Genomic DNA, 16,430 nt, shown 5'->3' with positions numbered 1-16,430 from the left:
CAGAAAAAACAATGTGTCCCCCTTACCAAACACACTGGTTTTTATTTATCAACAGTTTTATCCACATTCTGTCCACAGTTTAAAAAGTCACTGTGACACAACTGCCAATGTGCAGCGAGAAACGCAAATAAGTTTGTCTTGTTCATCGCGAATCTTCACATCCCAAACCATTGTTTTACGGCCGCGGTGAAGAATGGTTCCTTCCGCAATGACCTTGCCTGAACGTTTTCCTTTTATATGATTAGCATTGATTTCTAGACCGACTACGGCTTCTTTTGTTTGATCCACCAGATGAAAGCCCCCTACGCTCGCTACCGTTTCCGCAAGAGCGACAGATGCGCCTCCGTGCAATAATCCAAACGGCTGCCTTGTTCTTTCATCGACTGGCATTGTCGCAATTACTTTCCCCTCAGTTAACTCTTTAATTTCAATCCCTAATGAATTCATTAAAGTTCCTTCTACATTTCTTTCCATTTTCTACACCTCATTTTCTTTTTATTCCTTAATTGTACATATAATCCCATAAACTTACAAAATATAAAAAAAGAAAATACAAAAAAACTGATGCTGCAGTTCACAAACCTCAGCATCAGTTTTCTTATTGCGCTAAAATATCCTTTAATTCCGACCAATCCTTTAATCTCGGAACTTTTACCTTTTGATTGTATGGATTGTCTTTTGCATAAACCTTTGTTGGAATCTCTAATAATGTTTCTAGCACTGCTGGCTTATCATCAAAATAGTAATCTAATTGTAAGTCCAGAATGATTTCTATCTTTTCCTGATCCTTCATTCCACAATAAAAATGGTCCTCTCGAAAAGGAAAGCCATGTTTAATTAACCACTGTTTCGTGCGTTCACTATGTTCTTTCTTTCTTGCCGTAATATAAAAAATCTCATGTCCCTCACGGTCGAGCTCTTGTAACATATCTAGTGCCCCTTCAAAAATTGGACATCCTGAATAGTAAATTTCATCCGCTAGACTATTCCACAGCTTGCCGCCCTCTTCTCCGGTCAAACCAAACACTTTGTGAATCTCTAATGTGTTAATTGTTTGCAACACATCTAAGCTTACATTTTGATTCAATTTCTGATTATATAATTGAAACGCATATCCTCGTAAATCAATAAGCGTATCATCAATATCAAAGCCAAATTTCACACTATTCCCCCTAAGCTAACACCACAAATTGCGAAGCAAAAGACTCTTCCTTCTCAATTTGTATCGCTTGTAATTTTGCTACTTCTTCTTTCCGTATTGTAGCACAATTAAGTAAATCCAGCTCCGCAATATAGTCTTTATTGATTAATTCTGCTAATACATCCGCATCCTTCATAGCACTATTTAAACCAAAAGCACCAGTCGGAGTCATCGTATGTGCAGCATCCCCAATCAATGCAACACCATGTTTCCCCCACATTTCAGAGGAACTGCTATATACATCTAATAAAACAAAGTCTTCCCATGAACGAATATTCTGCAAAACAGAATCTTTAAGCACTGGGAAAGCTTGCACAAGTTGGTCAATGAATGGTTGAAACGGCTGCTTCCGCAACTGTGGATAGGAGCCTTGTTCGATATTCCAGCCAATTTGGATAAATCCTAAAGCTTGTGTAAATAAAGATAACTGCTTTCCGTTAATAAGCGCCATTTTAATAGCAGGCTCCCAACCGATTGGTGCCGGAATTCTCGCCCAAAGCAAATCATAGCCATGCTTTCGAACCGTTACATCAATATCAGCTTTTTTCCGTACTGTTGAATATCGTCCATCCGCTCCAATAATGAGTTTACTTCTTACAACAATCTCTTTGCCATCTTTTATCGCTTTAACTCCATTATAACGTCCCGTTTCATCTTCTAATAACTCAGTTACTTTTGTATTCATCAATAAAGTGAAGGAATCATATTTCTGTGATTCTTTTACTAATACTTTTAATAAATGAGCTTGAGGCACATGAATACCTAAATGGCCAACTTTTGAGTCTGGAAGGATTTTTTTCACCAATTGACCATCCTGCCAATATTCCAATTGCTTCATGTGTAATAATCCTAATTCCTCAACAGCCGAGAATAAACCGTATTTCTTTAAAATCGCTTCCCCTTCTTCATTTAAATGCTCGCCACGAAACGCCTTCCCCATCCCGGCATAACGTTCAATCAAAATAACAGAAACATTTTTCTTCGCTAATAAATAAGCAAGTAAAGCGCCACCTGGACCAGCACCGACAATACATACATCACTGCGATACATCATCTATCTATTCTCACCTTGATTCGGATAAGCGGTAATACGCAGGTCCTCACCGAATGTATCAACTTTATCAAAAGTTACATTCCATGCCTCATCCATACTATCTACATCCAGTCCGGTAAATGGCGTTAACGAATTTCGACCTCCAAGTAACTTCGGAGCAATATAAATAAAATATTTATCAATCAAACCAGCTCTTAAAAATGAAGCATTTACTTCTCCGCCACCTTCGACTAAAAGTTCCGTAATGCCTTTTTTATAGAGCTCAGCAAGCATAGCTTCTAAATCCAGTCCCGATTCTGTTTTAGCAACGAAAATAAACTCCACACCTTTTGCCTGCAGTGCCTCAAGCTTTGTTCGATCAGCTGTATCCGTTGTTACAATGATAGTCTTCGCTTCATGTGTATGAACTACAGCTGCATCAAGCGGTGTACGCAATTCACTATCTAAAATAACACGCACCGGATTCCTACCGCCGCCTTCAGGAAGACGAGTCGTCAAAGATGGATTATCAGCCAACACCGTACCCACTCCAACTAAGATGCCATCTACTTCATTGCGAAGCTGATGAACGGCATGGCGGGCTTGTTCACCTGTAATCCATTTAGAATGCCCCGTATGTGTCGCTAACTTCCCGTCTAATGTCATTGCAAATTTAGAAATAACAAATGGACGATTTTTAAGCATATTGTGAATAAATACTTCATTCAAACGTTTTGCTTCTTGTTCTAACACACCGACTTCGACTTCAATTCCGGCATTTCGTAACAATTCAATTCCTCGTCCAGCCACTTCTGGATTCGGATCTTGCATAGCAACTACAACGCGGCTCACACCCGATTCTTTTACAAGATTCGCACAAGGAGGGGTTTTACCATAATGTGAGCAAGGCTCTAATGTGACATACAAAGTTGCACCTTTCGCATAATCCCCTGCCATTCGAAACGCATGAACCTCCGCATGCGGCTCACCTGCTTTTCGATGGATACCTGTCCCGGCAATAACACCATCTTTCACAATAATGGCTCCAACAAGCGGATTTGGATGAGTTTTCCCTCTCGCACTCTTGGCTAAATCTAGTGCCAGCTGCATATAATACTGATCTGTATTCATCTAATTCCGCACTCCTTATCCTATCAAAGTAGAATTCTCCTGACGCATATGCCCTGATTTCTGAACCTTCGTATCTAAATAGAAACGATTGTATTCTGTTAATCCGCCCCATAGCGGGATATGGTGATTAGCTGTTAATCCGTGCTCTTGCAAAGCAGCAAGCTTTTTCGGATTATTTGTAATAAGCGTAACAGGCTTTTCTCTTAATATCTCTAACACGCGAATCGCCTCTTCATATGAGCGCGTATCATCTTCAAATCCAAGTGCATGATTCGCTTCAACCGTATCGTATCCTTCTTGTTGTAAAAGGTAAGCAAATGATTTAGAAAACAAACCAATTCCTCGTCCTTCATGGTCAGCTAAGTAAAAAATAGCTCCACAGCCGTGCTCTGCAATCATTTTCATCGATTGATGAAGCTGATAGCCGCAATCACAACGCTGACTGCCAAAAATATCACCTGTATGACAAATGCTGTGCATTCGAATCAAAGCATCATCCGAGTTGGCAAAGTCACCATATACAAGAACTGACGACTGCTGTCCAAAGGCTAAGTTCGCAGTTGCAAGTGAATCAAGAACAGCTTCTTTTGTGTTAACACCAGCCTCTAATGAATGCCATGTATACCACTGAAAAGTAACTTCCAAATCTTGCTGTTGAATCGGCAATCGAACTGGACCCACTAGACACAAGTCTGCTTTTCCAGGTGTTTGAATCATCTGCATCTTATCTATTAAAAGTTCTTTCGTTTCTTTTGTTATTTTCATAGTATAATCACCTATTTTATATTTTGGAATTCGTTCACTTACTTACTTTATGTAAGTAAGTATATAACTATAAACTATACACGTCAAATGCAATATGTGCTAGATAACCACTTTACATATCCTGATAAATGGATAGAGAATCCAAGCACCTTACAAGCATAATCGCTTCTTTCTATACATATTGTAAATAAAAATCGGTACGAAAGGAGAACAACTTATTGGAAGAACTTCCACGTCTTCATCATGCTTCTTTAATTCCAGTGACTTATGACCATCTATATCGAACAACAACTCCCGCTCAGCTACGCCCCTTACCGACTGCGAATCCCGATTTATTAATAAAATCAGCTAAATTATCCCAAATTTTACTACAAGATGCTAAAAAAGTCATTGATATGCTCGCTAGCTCTAAACCATTTGCTGAGGGACTTATGAATGCCGCTCAGCAATCTAAGAAATCAGTTGTCACCAATATGATTCAAAAAACAGGTGTTCATACCGTCCCTGACATTAATTATAATCCAGAAGGCATTCGCTTGGATTTTTACCCCAAATCAGGTGAAGATTACTGCCATATTATTATAAACCTAAAATGGATGCATCTTTAAATTGATATTGATCGACACATTTATTTCTAATTGTATATGGAAACGAAGTATAAATCGAATCTCTACACTCAAAAAAAGAAACCGAAGCTCGACGAGAACTTCGGTTTCAATTAATTATTCTCTGCCTCAAATCGCTCAACGAGTAATGCTAATGTACGTGTCATTACTCCTGTTGCGCCTGCTGGTCCTAAGTCATTTGAACTGATTGTTATAGATGTCCCAGCAATATCCAAGTGGACCCATGGTGTTTCTTCAGCAAATTCACCAATGAATGCACCGCCCATAATAGCATGACCTGCTCCACCCGGAGAATTATTCAAGTCAGCAATTCTACTATTGCGCACGCGCTCTTTATCTTTTTCTGTAATAGGCAGTCGCCACATTGGTTCTCCAGCTTCATAAGATGCTTGCAGTACTTGTTCAAAAAAAGCCTCATGATTCGTCATCGAACCTGTCATATCATTCCCCAATGCCGTAATCACGCCCCCTGTTAATGTGGCTACATCGACTAAATACTCAGCTCCATGATGCTTCGCATACGTAACAGCATCCGCTAGCACAAGCCGTCCTTCTGCATCCGTATTTAATACTTCAATCGTTTTTCCGTTCATTGAAGTAATTACATCATCCGGTTTAAACGCTTCCCCGCTAATCATATTATCTGTTGATGGAATAACAGCCACAACATTTTGTTCAGGCCCTAGCTCACCGATAATCTCCATTGCACCTAGTACAGCTGCCGCACCGCCCATATCTGTTTTCATTCCAACAATACCTGTTTTTGTTTTTAACGAATAACCGCCCGTATCAAACGTAATGCCCTTTCCAACTAACCCAATTACATCTTTCCAATCTTCTTTTCCTTGATACTTTAACACAATCATCTTTGGCGGCTCATTCGACCCTTGATTTACAGCTAAAAGCGCCCCCATACCTAATTTAAGCATATCTTCCTTCTCAAGAATTTCCACTTCAAAATTATAACGATCAGCTAATTGTATAGCATAATCAGCTAAGTCTGTTGATGTTAGTAAATTTCCTGGTGTATTCACAAGCGTACGCGCTGAATTCGTCGCTTTCCCAAATACTCGCCCAACATGTAAAGAGGCACCAATTTCATCCTTATCCCCTTCACTGTATATAGTAAACGATTTGACAGACTTCTCTACTTGATTCGACTTTTGCTTGTAACCATTGAATTTATAGGTCGCAAGCATAAAAGCTTCTGCAAAAGCGTGCGCTGCATCTAACCCATCTACTTTCTCTGTCGTAAACGTATCTAAAGCAACAGAGAGTGAGGTCGCCCGAGAAGCTTGAATAGCTTTACTTACTTTTCCAAACGCTTCGCGAAGCTCTTCAAATGTTAAGTCTTTTTTCTTTCCAAGACCAACAAAGATTAGCTTCTTGACAGCAATCATGCCTAATGTATGTATCGTCGTAATTGACTTTTTCTTCGCTGAAATCTCACCTTCCTTTACTAACTCAGTTAACTGCCCATTCATTTTCTTGTCCGCTGCCTGACCAACTTCAGTGAACTTATTTGGCTGATCAAATATTCCAATTAACAAGCACTCCTCATGTTTTGTTAAATCAAGCGTCCCGTGAACTGTGAACATACTGGTTCCTCCTCTAGCTTTTTCTATTAGTATAACGGATTTTCTATTTTCCAAATACTACATAGCTTACTTTAAGCTAGTAGCTGTATAAACGAAAAACGAAGCAATTGAAAAAAATTTATTCAGATTTCATATAAAGAATGACTCTAAGCGAAATATTAAGCAGGAATCGACATATTTTCATGGAAGTAAGTAATATACATCAGTCAGTGTGAGAGAAAGGGGTTAATCTCGATGGACATATTTTTAAACTTTCCCATTATAGCTTCTTTAGTGGCCATCTTCTTTGCTCAATTTATTAAAGTTCCAATTCATTACATAGCGGACCGCAAAATGGATTGGTCCTTGCTCACTTCCACTGGAGGCATGCCTAGTTCTCACTCTGCTGCGGTAACAGCTCTTGCAATTGCCATAGCCATTGAAAACGGACTGGATTCACCCGTTTTTGCTGTTGCTACCATTTTTGCGATTATTACGATGTTTGACGCGACAGGAGTAAGGCGCCAAGCTGGAGAGCAGGCTGTTGTTCTCAATCAACTTGTTGCAGATTTTAACATATTAGTTGATCAAGTGAAGAATTGGCAAAAAAAAGAAGATCAGCAAAAACAACATCAATTAAAAGAATTGCTTGGCCACAAGCCGATTGAAGTTTTTTTCGGCGCATTAACAGGAGCGTTCATTGCCTTTATTCTCTATTATTCTGTCTTTAAGGGGTAGGTGCATTTCTATGAAAATTATTTCGATTTGTCCGAGTAATACAGAACTCTGTGTATATCTTGGCATTGAAGATCAGCTTATTGCTATTGATGATTATTCAGATTGGCCCAATTCTATTCAACATCTTCCAAAGGTTGGCCCGGATTTATCGATTAACCTGGACCTTGTCCAATCGTTGAAACCAGATTTAGTGCTCGCTTCGCTAAGTGTTCCAGGAATGGAAAAGAACATTGAAGGCTTGCAGGAACGTGGAATTCCTCACCTGACTTTTAATCCGCAGTCTCTTGAAGATATCGCTCAAGACCTGCTTACATTAGGAGAAGCAGTTGGATTATCCAAAAAAGCAGCTGAACAAGCCGCTCAATTTAGAGCTACTGTTCAACGCTATAAAGAAATTTCCGATACAATTGAACAAAGACCATCACTCTATTGGGAATGGTGGCCAAATCCTCTCTTCACTCCCGGCCGTATTAACTGGCTCACCGAAATCAGTCGACTCGCTGGGGGCTATAATCTATTTGAAGACGTCGATTTAGCAAGTGTTACTGTATCTTCAGAAGATGTTTTATCCCGCAATCCCGATTATATTTGTCTAGCTTGGGTCGGTGTTCCTTTAAAAAGAATTAATCCAAAAATCGTTCGAAAACGAGAAAATTGGGCAGACCTTACCGCTCTACAAAATGACCGTATTTTCATTATGGAAGAGCCGCTCTACTGCCGACCTTCTCCTCGATTGTTAGACGGACTCGAAAAACTTGCCGCTATTTTGCATCCTGAAAAGTTCTGTAAAGAAAGACCTGTGACGTAACATCACAGGTCTTTCTAATGCTTATAACCTTAACAACACTTAAATGACTATAAGGCTCCCTCTCAAAACGATGAAGAAACAAAGAAAATACGTAGAGATTAACTATAGGAGAGCCCCTGCCTATACCTTACTCCGGCTTTTTGCCCAAGATTTGCTCACGAAATACTTGCATATTCTCTGCCTCATTTAATTGATTTAATCGAGCTTCCGATAACGTTCCTTTACCTACTTCAACCACATAAACCTCTACAGTTCTCTTGCCCCATTCATTATATACATCCTGAACGGTTTCATAATATAAATCGAGCCGATTCCCTTTAATAGCACTGCCTGTATCGGCAACCACTCCATAGCCATATTCAGGAATAAATAAAATCGTTCCTACTGGGAAAACCGTTAAATCTGCAGCAATCGTTGAATATAAATCACGCTTTACTTTCACACCTGAATATGTAATTCCGTAAGCAGGACTATCAGGATTTTTTCCTGTTGATTCATATCCTGCCGTATAACCAGTTGCAACTACTTGATGTTTTGGATACCGAGAAAAATCAAATTCATTCTCCAAGGTTTGAACAGCCTGTATCGATTTCGGTTTAGAAGTTGTCGTTTCATTTCGATTTTCACTAGCTAATACGTGCTTAAGTATTGAGGGCGTTCCCCCTGTCACATGCTCGATCGTCGTTTGAATAGCTAACAGAAAGACAAGCATAATAGCAATTCTCTTTCCGACATACATCAGCTTTCTCACTACTATTCCTCTCCTCTCACTTTCATTATTCCTTTCCTTGAATAGAAGGAAATATTCATAAAAGTGAAGGATTTATCTTATCTTTTTAAGAGTGACTATATGATAGGACTTTGTATTATAAGCCGTAAATTATACCAATAAAAAAAGACCGTCAGTGATTGACAGCCTTGTCCATTAAAACATTTGATACCCTTTTTTTCTTAATAGCTTAATTGTGATACCTGCACATATCCCGCCTAATAGCCCGCTTGATAAAATAATAATATCTGCCATATGTAACGCAGCAAAATTCAACCCTAGTTGCTTCAAGGACTCAATAGGCTGTCTCACATATTCAATCAGCTTAGACTGATTCACGATAAGAATCGCAACGATTGGAAATAAAATGACCATAACCCACGAAGAGCGGAACAACATATTCAGTAAAAAGCCAATGCCGAAGAACAGAACGAAAAATAAGACGATGGAAATTAATAACACAGGTAATGGCATACTTGCCCTCCTTCATAAAGCCTTTAAATATGGTTAAACAAATAATTTATATGACGTATAACCAAAATGATCGCCAGGGTTCAATCCTGTACGTACTTGTTGCAGGGCTTCTAGATTATAAGAAATTAGCTCCTCTAATAAAATCGATTGTTTTCCTTCTTTGAGTAATTCTTCTGGCTGAACAAATTTTGCTTCATATAATTCCTCAAGCTGAGCCTGTACCTCCATATTTAATGGCTTTAAGCGAAACAGCAGCATATTGTCACTAATTTCGCCTTTAAGTACACCGCTTCTCAGCCCAACGATGCCTTCAACCTCAGTAGCAACGCCTGTTTCCTCTAATACCTCTCGAATGACTGCTTCATCTACTGTCTCATTTTCCTTTACAAAACCTGCCGGAAGCGACCAGACCCCTTTTAACCCACTATATCGTTTCTTTACAACTAACCATTCTCCCTGATCTGATATGACAATTCCTGATACAGCTAACCATACATTTCGACATCTCTCCTGCATTGTACAACCCCCGCCTTTATGTATATTTTAAACAGAAATGGGAAATATTCAAGTTGCAACTTCAAAAAGAGAATGACTCTGCAATGATGAAGTATCACTTTAGTGTATATTTTTCTCCTCCCTGTCACAATTTAAATACTTAGTCCTGTTAGAGACTCTGTTGATTTATTTTAGCTGAACCTCTTTAAATCAACCATTTTATCCCTCACTTAACGAACAGTGAGACCTCTAGCTTAACATTCTAAGGAAATAATAAGATAAGTGAGGGCTGAAGAAAAACCATACTGATGAAAGTTTTACTTGATGCCATATAATTTTTAACCTTTATAAATAACCAAATTTATCCTATGATTCAAAACATTATATGGTAAAATAAGTAATATATTTTCTGGAATACACAAATAGCTAAGACGGAGGGATATGCGTGAAAGTGAACGAAAAAGTATATGATATTACGATTATTGGCGGCGGACCAGTAGGACTGTTTACGGCTTTCTATGGTGGTATGAGACAAGCATCTGTAAAAATCATTGAAAGTTTACCTCAATTAGGTGGTCAATTATCTGCGCTTTACCCCGAAAAATACATTTATGATATCGCAGGCTTTCCTAAAATTCGCGCACAAGAACTAATTAACAACTTAAAAGAACAAATGTCCAAGTTCGAACAAACAATCGTCTTAGAGCAATCGGTCCAAAAAGTTGAAAAGCTTGAAGAAGGACACTTTAAATTAACAACCGATCAAGAAGTCCATTACTCCAAAGCCATTATTATTACAGCTGGCAACGGCGCCTTTCAACCTCGTCGAATTGAGATAGAACACGCAGCGCAATATGAAGGTAAAAGCCTTCACTACTTTATTGATAATTTAAACGATTTTGCCGATAAAAAAGTAGCAGTATTTGGAGGCGGAGATTCAGCGGTCGATTGGGCACTTATGCTTGAACCAATTGCTAAGCAAGTTACCCTTATCCATAGACGTGATAAATTTCGCGCTCACGAACATAGTGTAGAAAATGTAAAGAAATCAAAAGTACACATTCAAACTCCTTATGTGCCCGTTGAATTCATTGGTACAAACGATCAAATTAACACCGTCATTCTTAAACATGCAAACGGAGAAGAAACGCAAACTCTTGACGTCGATGCAGTCATTGTGAACTATGGTTTCGTCTCTTCACTCGGTCCTATTAAAGAATGGGGACTTACCATTCAAAAAAACAATATTGTCGTAAATTCCAAAATGGAGACAAATATCCCTGGAATTTACGCAGCTGGTGATATTGCCACCTATGATGGCAAAGTAAAATTAATTGCCAGCGGATTTGGCGAAGCACCAGTCGCGGTCAATCACGCCAAACAATTTATCGACCCAACCGCAAAAGTCCAACCAATGCATAGTACATCTATGTTTTAAATATGAAAAGGGAAAACAAATAAACAATAGAAAAAGCCGACAGAACCGTTGTACTTTTACCAACGGTTCTGTGAAGTAAATATTTCTAAAAGGGAAAAGCAAGAGAAGATGTTATTTATGGAGATAGTCAGTTAAGTTAGTGAAATAGAACGAGAACAGGTCAAACCTGTTCTCGTTTATTATGTTTAAGGGTGTTTTTCAGAATTATTTGTTTTTACGTTTCTTTTTTGATAGAAAGAACGCACAGATTCAAACACTAATGAGAAAACAAGAAAAAAGATAATAACAAATTCAGGAACTTCCATCACACGAAAAGGATTAAAGGCACTTTTCAACGAGGTACGTATCTCAAATCCTAGAAGAAGATCTATACCCAGGGAAAAACCTATTAAAATTCCCATCATTAAAATAGAAATACCGAGGATTTTCATTTTTTATCACTCCTTAATAGATGTTTTCCTATCTTAAACTGCTGTATACGTTATACAGAAAGCAAAATAGTGGTAAAGGTTTGTATACCGGAATAATCATCTGGACACAATACAATAGGAAATAAAAGTTAAGAAAGGTGCCTTATGCTATGCCTTCATTTTTCAAACAGCGAAAGAAAAAGACAAATAGCGAGGATCATAAGGAGAGCGGCCGCGATCAGCCTAACAATCGATCATTGGAGTTCATCCATGATTCCATATCCATCAATCTTGACATGATTAAACAAAAAACAGGAAATAGTTCAGATATAGTTATCCGAACGTTGAATATTAGCCTTCATTCCGAAATTAAAACAGCCGTTGTTTATGTTGAAGGTATTGTTGACAGTATATCCATCAACGATTTTTTAATTGAGTCAATGATGAAGAATCATGCCTTACAAGAAAAGCTAACTCGGGAAAATGCCTTAGAAGTGATCTCTAATAACATAGTTGCTCTCGGTAGTATAAAACTGGTCAGTAACTGGGAGCAGTTGTTATTGTCTTTGATGGCAGGTGAAACACTTATTCTCGTCGATGGAACAAATGAAGCATTAAGTGTCGGTACACAAGGCGGAGAAACACGCTCGATTGAGGAACCGAGTACTCAGGTGGCCGTCCGTGGTTCAAGGTCCGGTTTTACTGAATCAATCAGAACGAATACAGCCCTCGTACGTCGAATCATTAAAAACCCGGACTTATGGCTGGAATCGATGAAAATCGGCAAGGCTACACAAACAGATGTCGTGATAATGTATATTAACGGAATTGCTAATGAGAAAATCGTCGAAGAGGTGCGCCAGCGATTAAAAAGAATTAATATCGATGGCATTCTTGAATCGGGGTATATTGAACAACTGATTGAAGACCAGACAATGACAACCTTTCCAACACTTTACCATACAGAAAGGCCGGATATGGTTGCAGGAAATCTCCTTGAAGGAAGGATAGCCATTTTTGTGGATGGAACTCCGTTTGTGCTTATTGCCCCTACTATATTTATTCAGTTTTTTCAAGCCGCCGAAGATTATTATGCTCGTTTCGATATTGCAACAGCACTACGTCTTTTACGGGTCATTATTTTCTTTATTTCTATTATAGGGCCTTCCGCTTATATTGCTGCTACAACATTTCACCAGGAGATGCTTCCGACACAGCTGCTGATTGCGATTTCAGCACAGCGGGAAGCCGTCCCTTTCCCTGCTTTTGTAGAAGCCATGATAATGGAAGTAACGTTTGAAATTTTACGGGAAGCCGGTATCCGAATGCCAAGGGCTATCGGCGCGGCGGTATCCATAGTTGGAGCTCTGGTAATTGGACAAGCGGCCGTACAGGCTGGGATTGTTTCACCGGCCATGGTAATTGTCGTCGCCATCACAGCAATTGCCAGTTTTGCAACCCCTTCTTTTGCCATTGCGATTTCAGCCCGTTTGATACGTTTCCTATTTATGATAACCGCTGCAACATTTGGTTTTTACGGAATTATTCTAGCATTCATCATGTTAACCGTTCATCTATGTGACCTGCGCTCGTTCGGTGTTCCATACATGTCACCATTTGCACCATTCAGTCCGAAAAATGCAGGTGATACAGTCGTCCGACTGCCATGGTGGGCTTTGAAGCAAAGACCGCCCTTTATCAGCAATGAAAATAACATTCGTCAGGGAAAAGATCAGAAACCACATCCTCCTACTAATCGTGGAATGGTAAACAGTCACACGAGAAAGAGTGATCAAAATGAATCGTAAATGGATGTTTCTATTCTTGATGTTAACAGGCCTAGCCTTGACTTCAGGCTGCTGGAGTAAAAAGGAATTAACCGATATTGCGTTTGTCTCTGCCCTTGGTATTGATAAAAATGAAGAAGGAAAGTATGTCGGAACCATTCAACTTATCAATCCAGGAAACGTAGCCGGGGGCCTGCAAGGCGGTGGTGGAGAGGCTCCATCTATTACCACCTACTCCTCTACTGGAGATAATATAGTAGAAATGAGTCGTCGTGCATCAACTAAAATCTCACGAAGGCTGTATTACTCTCATACCAACCTTCTGGTTATCAATGAAGAGCTGGCAAAAGAAGAAGGCATTATTAATATTTTAGATGCCTTTGATCGCGATCCTGAATTCCGGACTACGGCAACGATTATAATTGCCCATGATTCAAAAGCAGCAGATATTGTGAATACATTGACGGGGGTCGATAAAATTCCAGCTAATAAAGTGATTAAAACATTAAAAATTACGGAACAAAGATGGGGAGAACATATGGAGGTCAGCATTCAAGAAGGGATTAAGAATCTCATATCTCCCGGAAAGGAACCAGTAATTACTGGGTTTCGTATGACCGGGAATACTGAACAAGGAAAAAAGCTAGAAAATATTCAACAATCCGCTGTTGAGGAGAATATTCAAGCGGATGGTCTTGCTGTTTTTAAAGACGGAAAACTGGTCGACTGGTTTCAAGGGGAAACGGCAAGAGGAGTCACATGGATATTAGACAAAATCAAAGTAACAGATATAAATATTAGTTGGGAAGGAGAACAAGAGGCCGTTGCTTATGAAGTGCTCCGTCAAAAAACAAAAGTCTCTGCTAACATGAAAAACGGCCAACCGAAAATTTCGATTCATGTCGATGCAGAGGGAGACATCGGTGAAGTAATGGTACCTGTTGATTTAACCGACCCGAGTGTACTGTTGAACATAGAAAAGACAGTGGAGAAAAAGATTCAGAAAGAGATTAATGATGCCATCCAACGTGCCCAGAAAAATCAAACAGATATTTTCGGGTTCGGTGAAGCGGTACATCGTTCTGATCCGAAAGCATGGAAGAAGCTGAAACAAGATTGGAACAATGTTCACTTCCCCCAATTAAAAGCAGACGTGACCGTTGAGGCTTTTGTACGGCGCACTGGTTTAAGAAACAAACCGTACTTTTTCCGTATGGAGAGTAATCAATAATTGTTAATGAAAAGGAAGTGACAAATCAGTGGAGAAAGCGAAAATCAGCGCATATCAGCTATTTGTCCTCATATTATTATTTGAACACGGTACTACCTTATTGCTCCCCCTTGCGGTTGAGGCGAAACAGGATGCCTGGCTGTCTGTTCTGCTTGGGATGGTTGGCGGCTTCGTACTATTTTGGATTTATTATGGTCTTTATCAGTATTACCCTGATAACCTGCCAACAGAGTATGTACAAAAAATTATAGGGAAAGTGCTTGGACGACTACTTGGTTTTTTCTTCCTACTTTATTTTATGTATATCGCGTCAAGAGACCTGCGGGACTTTGGAGAGATGCTAGTAACCGTAGCTTACCCGGATACTCCTCTGTTCATTGTGAGTGCCTTATTGATGCTGGTAATGGTTTATACAGTTCGTAAAGGGATTGAGGTACTAGCAAGAACAGGGGAATTGTTTTTTATAATCGTGTATTTACTTGCCATTACTGGCTTTATTCTGATTGTTGCTTCTGGTTTGCTCAATCTTACTAACTTAAAGCCAGTACTCGAAGAAGGTATTTTATCGATTATGAAAATTACCTTTACTCAAACTCTGTATTTCCCATTTGGAGAAGTAGTTGCATTTGCGATGATTCTGCCGTATGTAAATCAATCTAAAAAGGCAAAAGTTGCTGGTTTGTTCGCTATAGGGTTAAGCGGCATCAACATAGCAATTATCACAGTGCTTAACATTAGTGTTCTCGGTGTTGATCTCGTCTCACGCTCACCATTTCCCTTTCTCAGTACCATCCAGACTATTCGATTAGCAGAGTTTTTGGAGCGTCTGGATGTGTATTTTATGCTGACCTCGATTATTTGCGGTTTCTTTAAGATTAGTGTGTATTGTTATGTAGCTGTTATAGGCATAGCAGACTTGTTTAACATCAAAGAACCTTCACGGCTGGTTTATCCAATTGGAATTGTAATTTTATTTTTATCCATTACAATTGCCAGCAATGTTTCTGAGCATATCAAGGAGGGTTTGCAAATTATCCCATTTTTTGTACATCTGCCGCTTCAAGTGGTAATCCCTCTTTTGCTTCTCATTATTGCTTTTTTTAAAAATAGGAAAAGTCGATAAAAATCCGGCTTAGTTGCTTAGAAAGTTGACGACGTTTTTTTCCTTCATTAATCTAACCTTGGGGATATAAAGAAATATTATGTGAAATGTTCCCCCAAAGAAAAAAGACCTATTTTTCATATTGGGTCTTTTTCGTGTTCTTGTTCAACTAACTCTTTTTGTTTTCTCAAACAAATACTGTACTCCATATAATAAATATGCTTTATAGTGCAAGTATATAAAAAATTGAAAATGATTTAATCCATTTAGAGATATGATTTTTAATTTTTTAAGAACATCAATGAGAAGAAAAGCAAACAGTCCATCAGCAATAGCATTAAGTAGTATAAACTTTTTAAAGTTCCCGTATGAAAATTTAAGTATCCACATAGAAAGAGGCATATAAGGGCCAATACTAAAAGGAAGCTCGTCCTTAATAAATAATAATCGCTTATCGTAAAACTTCCACCACTTTCTCTTGTGTCCATACAAATGATTTATAATCTCAAAAATAATAATAAAAACACCCGCTAAAGAATAACGTTTTATATTGCGCTTTCCTATAAATAACAACGATAACCATGGAATGATTATGATAGACAAATTAAATACTAAGTGCCTCTTCGATATCATAAGCGATTTCACCTCAACCTATTTCTCTGCTCTTTTTTAATGTATCCAAAGATTTTTAAAAAAAACGCCCATTTGAGCGGTCATATCTTTATTCGACAACCGCTAAAGAAACAGGAAGGACATCTAGACATTTCAGGATAAATTCATCTAAATGGGAAGTCTCCACAATTCCCTCCAGAGTTATGCCAGTACTTGATAAAATATACCCCTAT

General features: G+C 38.8%; 18 protein-coding genes. 7 read left to right on the top strand and 11 right to left on the bottom strand.

The window, feature by feature from the left end:
* Nucleotides 1-87 precede the first annotated feature (87 nt).
* The 5 genes from D1953_RS11105 to D1953_RS11085 form a co-directional block, all read right to left on the bottom strand.
* Nucleotides 88-474, bottom strand: a complete 387-nt coding sequence (locus D1953_RS11105; RefSeq protein ID WP_119117255.1) for a hotdog fold thioesterase — start codon at nt 472-474, stop codon at nt 88-90.
* Between the two features lie 124 nt (nt 475-598).
* Nucleotides 599-1,162: a 5' nucleotidase, NT5C type gene (locus D1953_RS11100; protein WP_119117254.1), complete on the bottom strand. Its 564-nt coding sequence runs from the start codon at nt 1,160-1,162 to the stop codon at nt 599-601.
* 10 nt (nt 1,163-1,172) lie between these two features.
* A complete protein-coding gene (locus D1953_RS11095; protein ID WP_119117253.1) occupies nt 1,173-2,255 on the bottom strand; it encodes an FAD-dependent monooxygenase in 1,083 nt (360 codons plus the stop codon).
* Entirely contained in the window at nt 2,256-3,365 is a 1,110-nt protein-coding gene (gene ribD / locus D1953_RS11090; RefSeq protein WP_119117252.1) for a bifunctional diaminohydroxyphosphoribosylaminopyrimidine deaminase/5-amino-6-(5-phosphoribosylamino)uracil reductase RibD, read from the bottom strand. It abuts the gene before it with no gap.
* A gap of 15 nt (nt 3,366-3,380) precedes the next feature.
* Nucleotides 3,381-4,130, bottom strand: coding sequence for a GTP cyclohydrolase II (locus D1953_RS11085; RefSeq protein ID WP_119117251.1), 750 nt, complete (start codon nt 4,128-4,130; stop codon nt 3,381-3,383).
* A gap of 218 nt (nt 4,131-4,348) precedes the next feature.
* On the opposite strand from D1953_RS11085, the gene D1953_RS11080 reads away from it, so the two are divergent.
* Nucleotides 4,349-4,738: a YuzC family spore coat inner layer protein gene (locus D1953_RS11080; protein ID WP_119117250.1), complete on the top strand. Its 390-nt coding sequence runs from the start codon at nt 4,349-4,351 to the stop codon at nt 4,736-4,738.
* A 110-nt stretch (nt 4,739-4,848) separates the two neighbouring features.
* Here the strand turns inward: D1953_RS11080 and D1953_RS11075 are convergent, their stop codons facing one another.
* Nucleotides 4,849-6,354 carry a leucyl aminopeptidase gene (locus D1953_RS11075; RefSeq protein ID WP_119117249.1) on the bottom strand — a complete coding sequence of 502 codons (1,506 nt, stop codon included), beginning with the start codon at nt 6,352-6,354 and terminating at the stop codon, nt 4,849-4,851.
* Between the two features lie 234 nt (nt 6,355-6,588).
* Here D1953_RS11075 and D1953_RS11070 point away from each other — a divergent pair, with 234 nt between their 5' ends.
* Complete coding sequence (locus D1953_RS11070; protein ID WP_119117248.1) at nt 6,589-7,071, top strand: divergent PAP2 family protein; 483 nt, start codon at nt 6,589-6,591, stop codon at nt 7,069-7,071.
* Nucleotides 7,072-7,081: 10 nt separating this feature from the next.
* Nucleotides 7,082-7,879, top strand: coding sequence for a cobalamin-binding protein (locus D1953_RS11065; RefSeq protein ID WP_119117247.1), 798 nt, complete (start codon nt 7,082-7,084; stop codon nt 7,877-7,879).
* Nucleotides 7,880-8,006: 127 nt separating this feature from the next.
* On the opposite strand, the gene D1953_RS11060 is transcribed toward D1953_RS11065, so the two are convergent.
* From D1953_RS11060 to D1953_RS11050, 3 genes are all read right to left on the bottom strand, one after another.
* Nucleotides 8,007-8,618: a 3D domain-containing protein gene (locus D1953_RS11060; protein ID WP_119117386.1), complete on the bottom strand. Its 612-nt coding sequence runs from the start codon at nt 8,616-8,618 to the stop codon at nt 8,007-8,009.
* A 186-nt stretch (nt 8,619-8,804) separates the two neighbouring features.
* Nucleotides 8,805-9,122: a YuiB family protein gene (locus D1953_RS11055; protein WP_119117246.1), complete on the bottom strand. Its 318-nt coding sequence runs from the start codon at nt 9,120-9,122 to the stop codon at nt 8,805-8,807.
* Between the two features lie 33 nt (nt 9,123-9,155).
* The gene (locus D1953_RS11050; protein WP_119117245.1) at nt 9,156-9,638 is read right to left on the bottom strand and encodes an NUDIX domain-containing protein; all 483 of its coding nucleotides are present in this window, start codon (nt 9,636-9,638) and stop codon (nt 9,156-9,158) included.
* 424 nt (nt 9,639-10,062) lie between these two features.
* On the opposite strand from D1953_RS11050, the gene D1953_RS11045 reads away from it, so the two are divergent.
* A complete protein-coding gene (locus D1953_RS11045; protein ID WP_119117244.1) occupies nt 10,063-11,055 on the top strand; it encodes an NAD(P)/FAD-dependent oxidoreductase in 993 nt (330 codons plus the stop codon).
* Nucleotides 11,056-11,240: 185 nt separating this feature from the next.
* On the opposite strand, the gene D1953_RS11040 is transcribed toward D1953_RS11045, so the two are convergent.
* Nucleotides 11,241-11,486, bottom strand: a complete 246-nt coding sequence (locus tag D1953_RS11040; RefSeq protein WP_119117243.1) for a YczF family membrane protein — start codon at nt 11,484-11,486, stop codon at nt 11,241-11,243.
* 149 nt (nt 11,487-11,635) lie between these two features.
* Between D1953_RS11040 and D1953_RS11035 the strand changes: the two genes are divergently transcribed.
* From D1953_RS11035 to D1953_RS11025, 3 genes are read left to right on the top strand one after another with little or no spacing between them, the layout of a single operon-like run.
* Entirely contained in the window at nt 11,636-13,273 is a 1,638-nt protein-coding gene (locus D1953_RS11035) for a spore germination protein (protein ID WP_119117242.1), read from the top strand.
* Entirely contained in the window at nt 13,263-14,483 is a 1,221-nt protein-coding gene (locus tag D1953_RS11030; RefSeq protein ID WP_119117241.1) for a Ger(x)C family spore germination protein, read from the top strand. Before D1953_RS11035 ends, D1953_RS11030 begins: the two co-directional genes overlap by 11 nt.
* A 28-nt stretch (nt 14,484-14,511) precedes the next feature.
* Nucleotides 14,512-15,606: a GerAB/ArcD/ProY family transporter gene (locus tag D1953_RS11025; RefSeq protein ID WP_119117240.1), complete on the top strand. Its 1,095-nt coding sequence runs from the start codon at nt 14,512-14,514 to the stop codon at nt 15,604-15,606.
* 144 nt (nt 15,607-15,750) lie between these two features.
* On the opposite strand, the gene D1953_RS21705 is transcribed toward D1953_RS11025, so the two are convergent.
* Nucleotides 15,751-16,218, bottom strand: coding sequence for a hypothetical protein (locus D1953_RS21705; RefSeq protein WP_119117239.1), 468 nt, complete (start codon nt 16,216-16,218; stop codon nt 15,751-15,753).
* Nucleotides 16,219-16,430 lie beyond the last annotated feature (212 nt).

Source organism: Peribacillus asahii (assembly GCF_003570725.1).
GTDB lineage: Bacteria > Bacillota > Bacilli > Bacillales > DSM-1321 > Peribacillus > Peribacillus asahii.
This window is presented reverse-complemented; position numbering and strand designations above follow the sequence as displayed.

Excerpts from the sequence above, each read along its gene's own strand:
- D1953_RS11105 (WP_119117255.1), bottom strand. The coding sequence starts at position 474 with ATGGAAAGAAATGTAGAAGGAACTTTAATGAATTCATTAGGGATTGAA.
- D1953_RS11095 (WP_119117253.1), bottom strand. The coding sequence starts at position 2,255 with ATGATGTATCGCAGTGATGTATGTATTGTCGGTGCTGGTCCAGGTGGC.
- ribD (WP_119117252.1), bottom strand. The coding sequence starts at position 3,365 with ATGAATACAGATCAGTATTATATGCAGCTGGCACTAGATTTAGCCAAG.
- D1953_RS11085 (WP_119117251.1), bottom strand. The coding sequence starts at position 4,130 with ATGAAAATAACAAAAGAAACGAAAGAACTTTTAATAGATAAGATGCAG.
- D1953_RS11075 (WP_119117249.1), bottom strand. The coding sequence starts at position 6,354 with ATGTTCACAGTTCACGGGACGCTTGATTTAACAAAACATGAGGAGTGC.
- D1953_RS11070 (WP_119117248.1), top strand. The coding sequence starts at position 6,589 with ATGGACATATTTTTAAACTTTCCCATTATAGCTTCTTTAGTGGCCATC.
- D1953_RS11065 (WP_119117247.1), top strand. The coding sequence starts at position 7,082 with ATGAAAATTATTTCGATTTGTCCGAGTAATACAGAACTCTGTGTATAT.
- D1953_RS11060 (WP_119117386.1), bottom strand. The coding sequence starts at position 8,618 with ATGTATGTCGGAAAGAGAATTGCTATTATGCTTGTCTTTCTGTTAGCT.
- D1953_RS11055 (WP_119117246.1), bottom strand. The coding sequence starts at position 9,122 with ATGCCATTACCTGTGTTATTAATTTCCATCGTCTTATTTTTCGTTCTG.
- D1953_RS11050 (WP_119117245.1), bottom strand. The coding sequence starts at position 9,638 with ATGCAGGAGAGATGTCGAAATGTATGGTTAGCTGTATCAGGAATTGTC.
- D1953_RS11040 (WP_119117243.1), bottom strand. The coding sequence starts at position 11,486 with ATGAAAATCCTCGGTATTTCTATTTTAATGATGGGAATTTTAATAGGT.
- D1953_RS11035 (WP_119117242.1), top strand. The coding sequence starts at position 11,636 with ATGCCTTCATTTTTCAAACAGCGAAAGAAAAAGACAAATAGCGAGGAT.
- D1953_RS11030 (WP_119117241.1), top strand. The coding sequence starts at position 13,263 with ATGAATCGTAAATGGATGTTTCTATTCTTGATGTTAACAGGCCTAGCC.
- D1953_RS21705 (WP_119117239.1), bottom strand. The coding sequence starts at position 16,218 with ATGATATCGAAGAGGCACTTAGTATTTAATTTGTCTATCATAATCATT.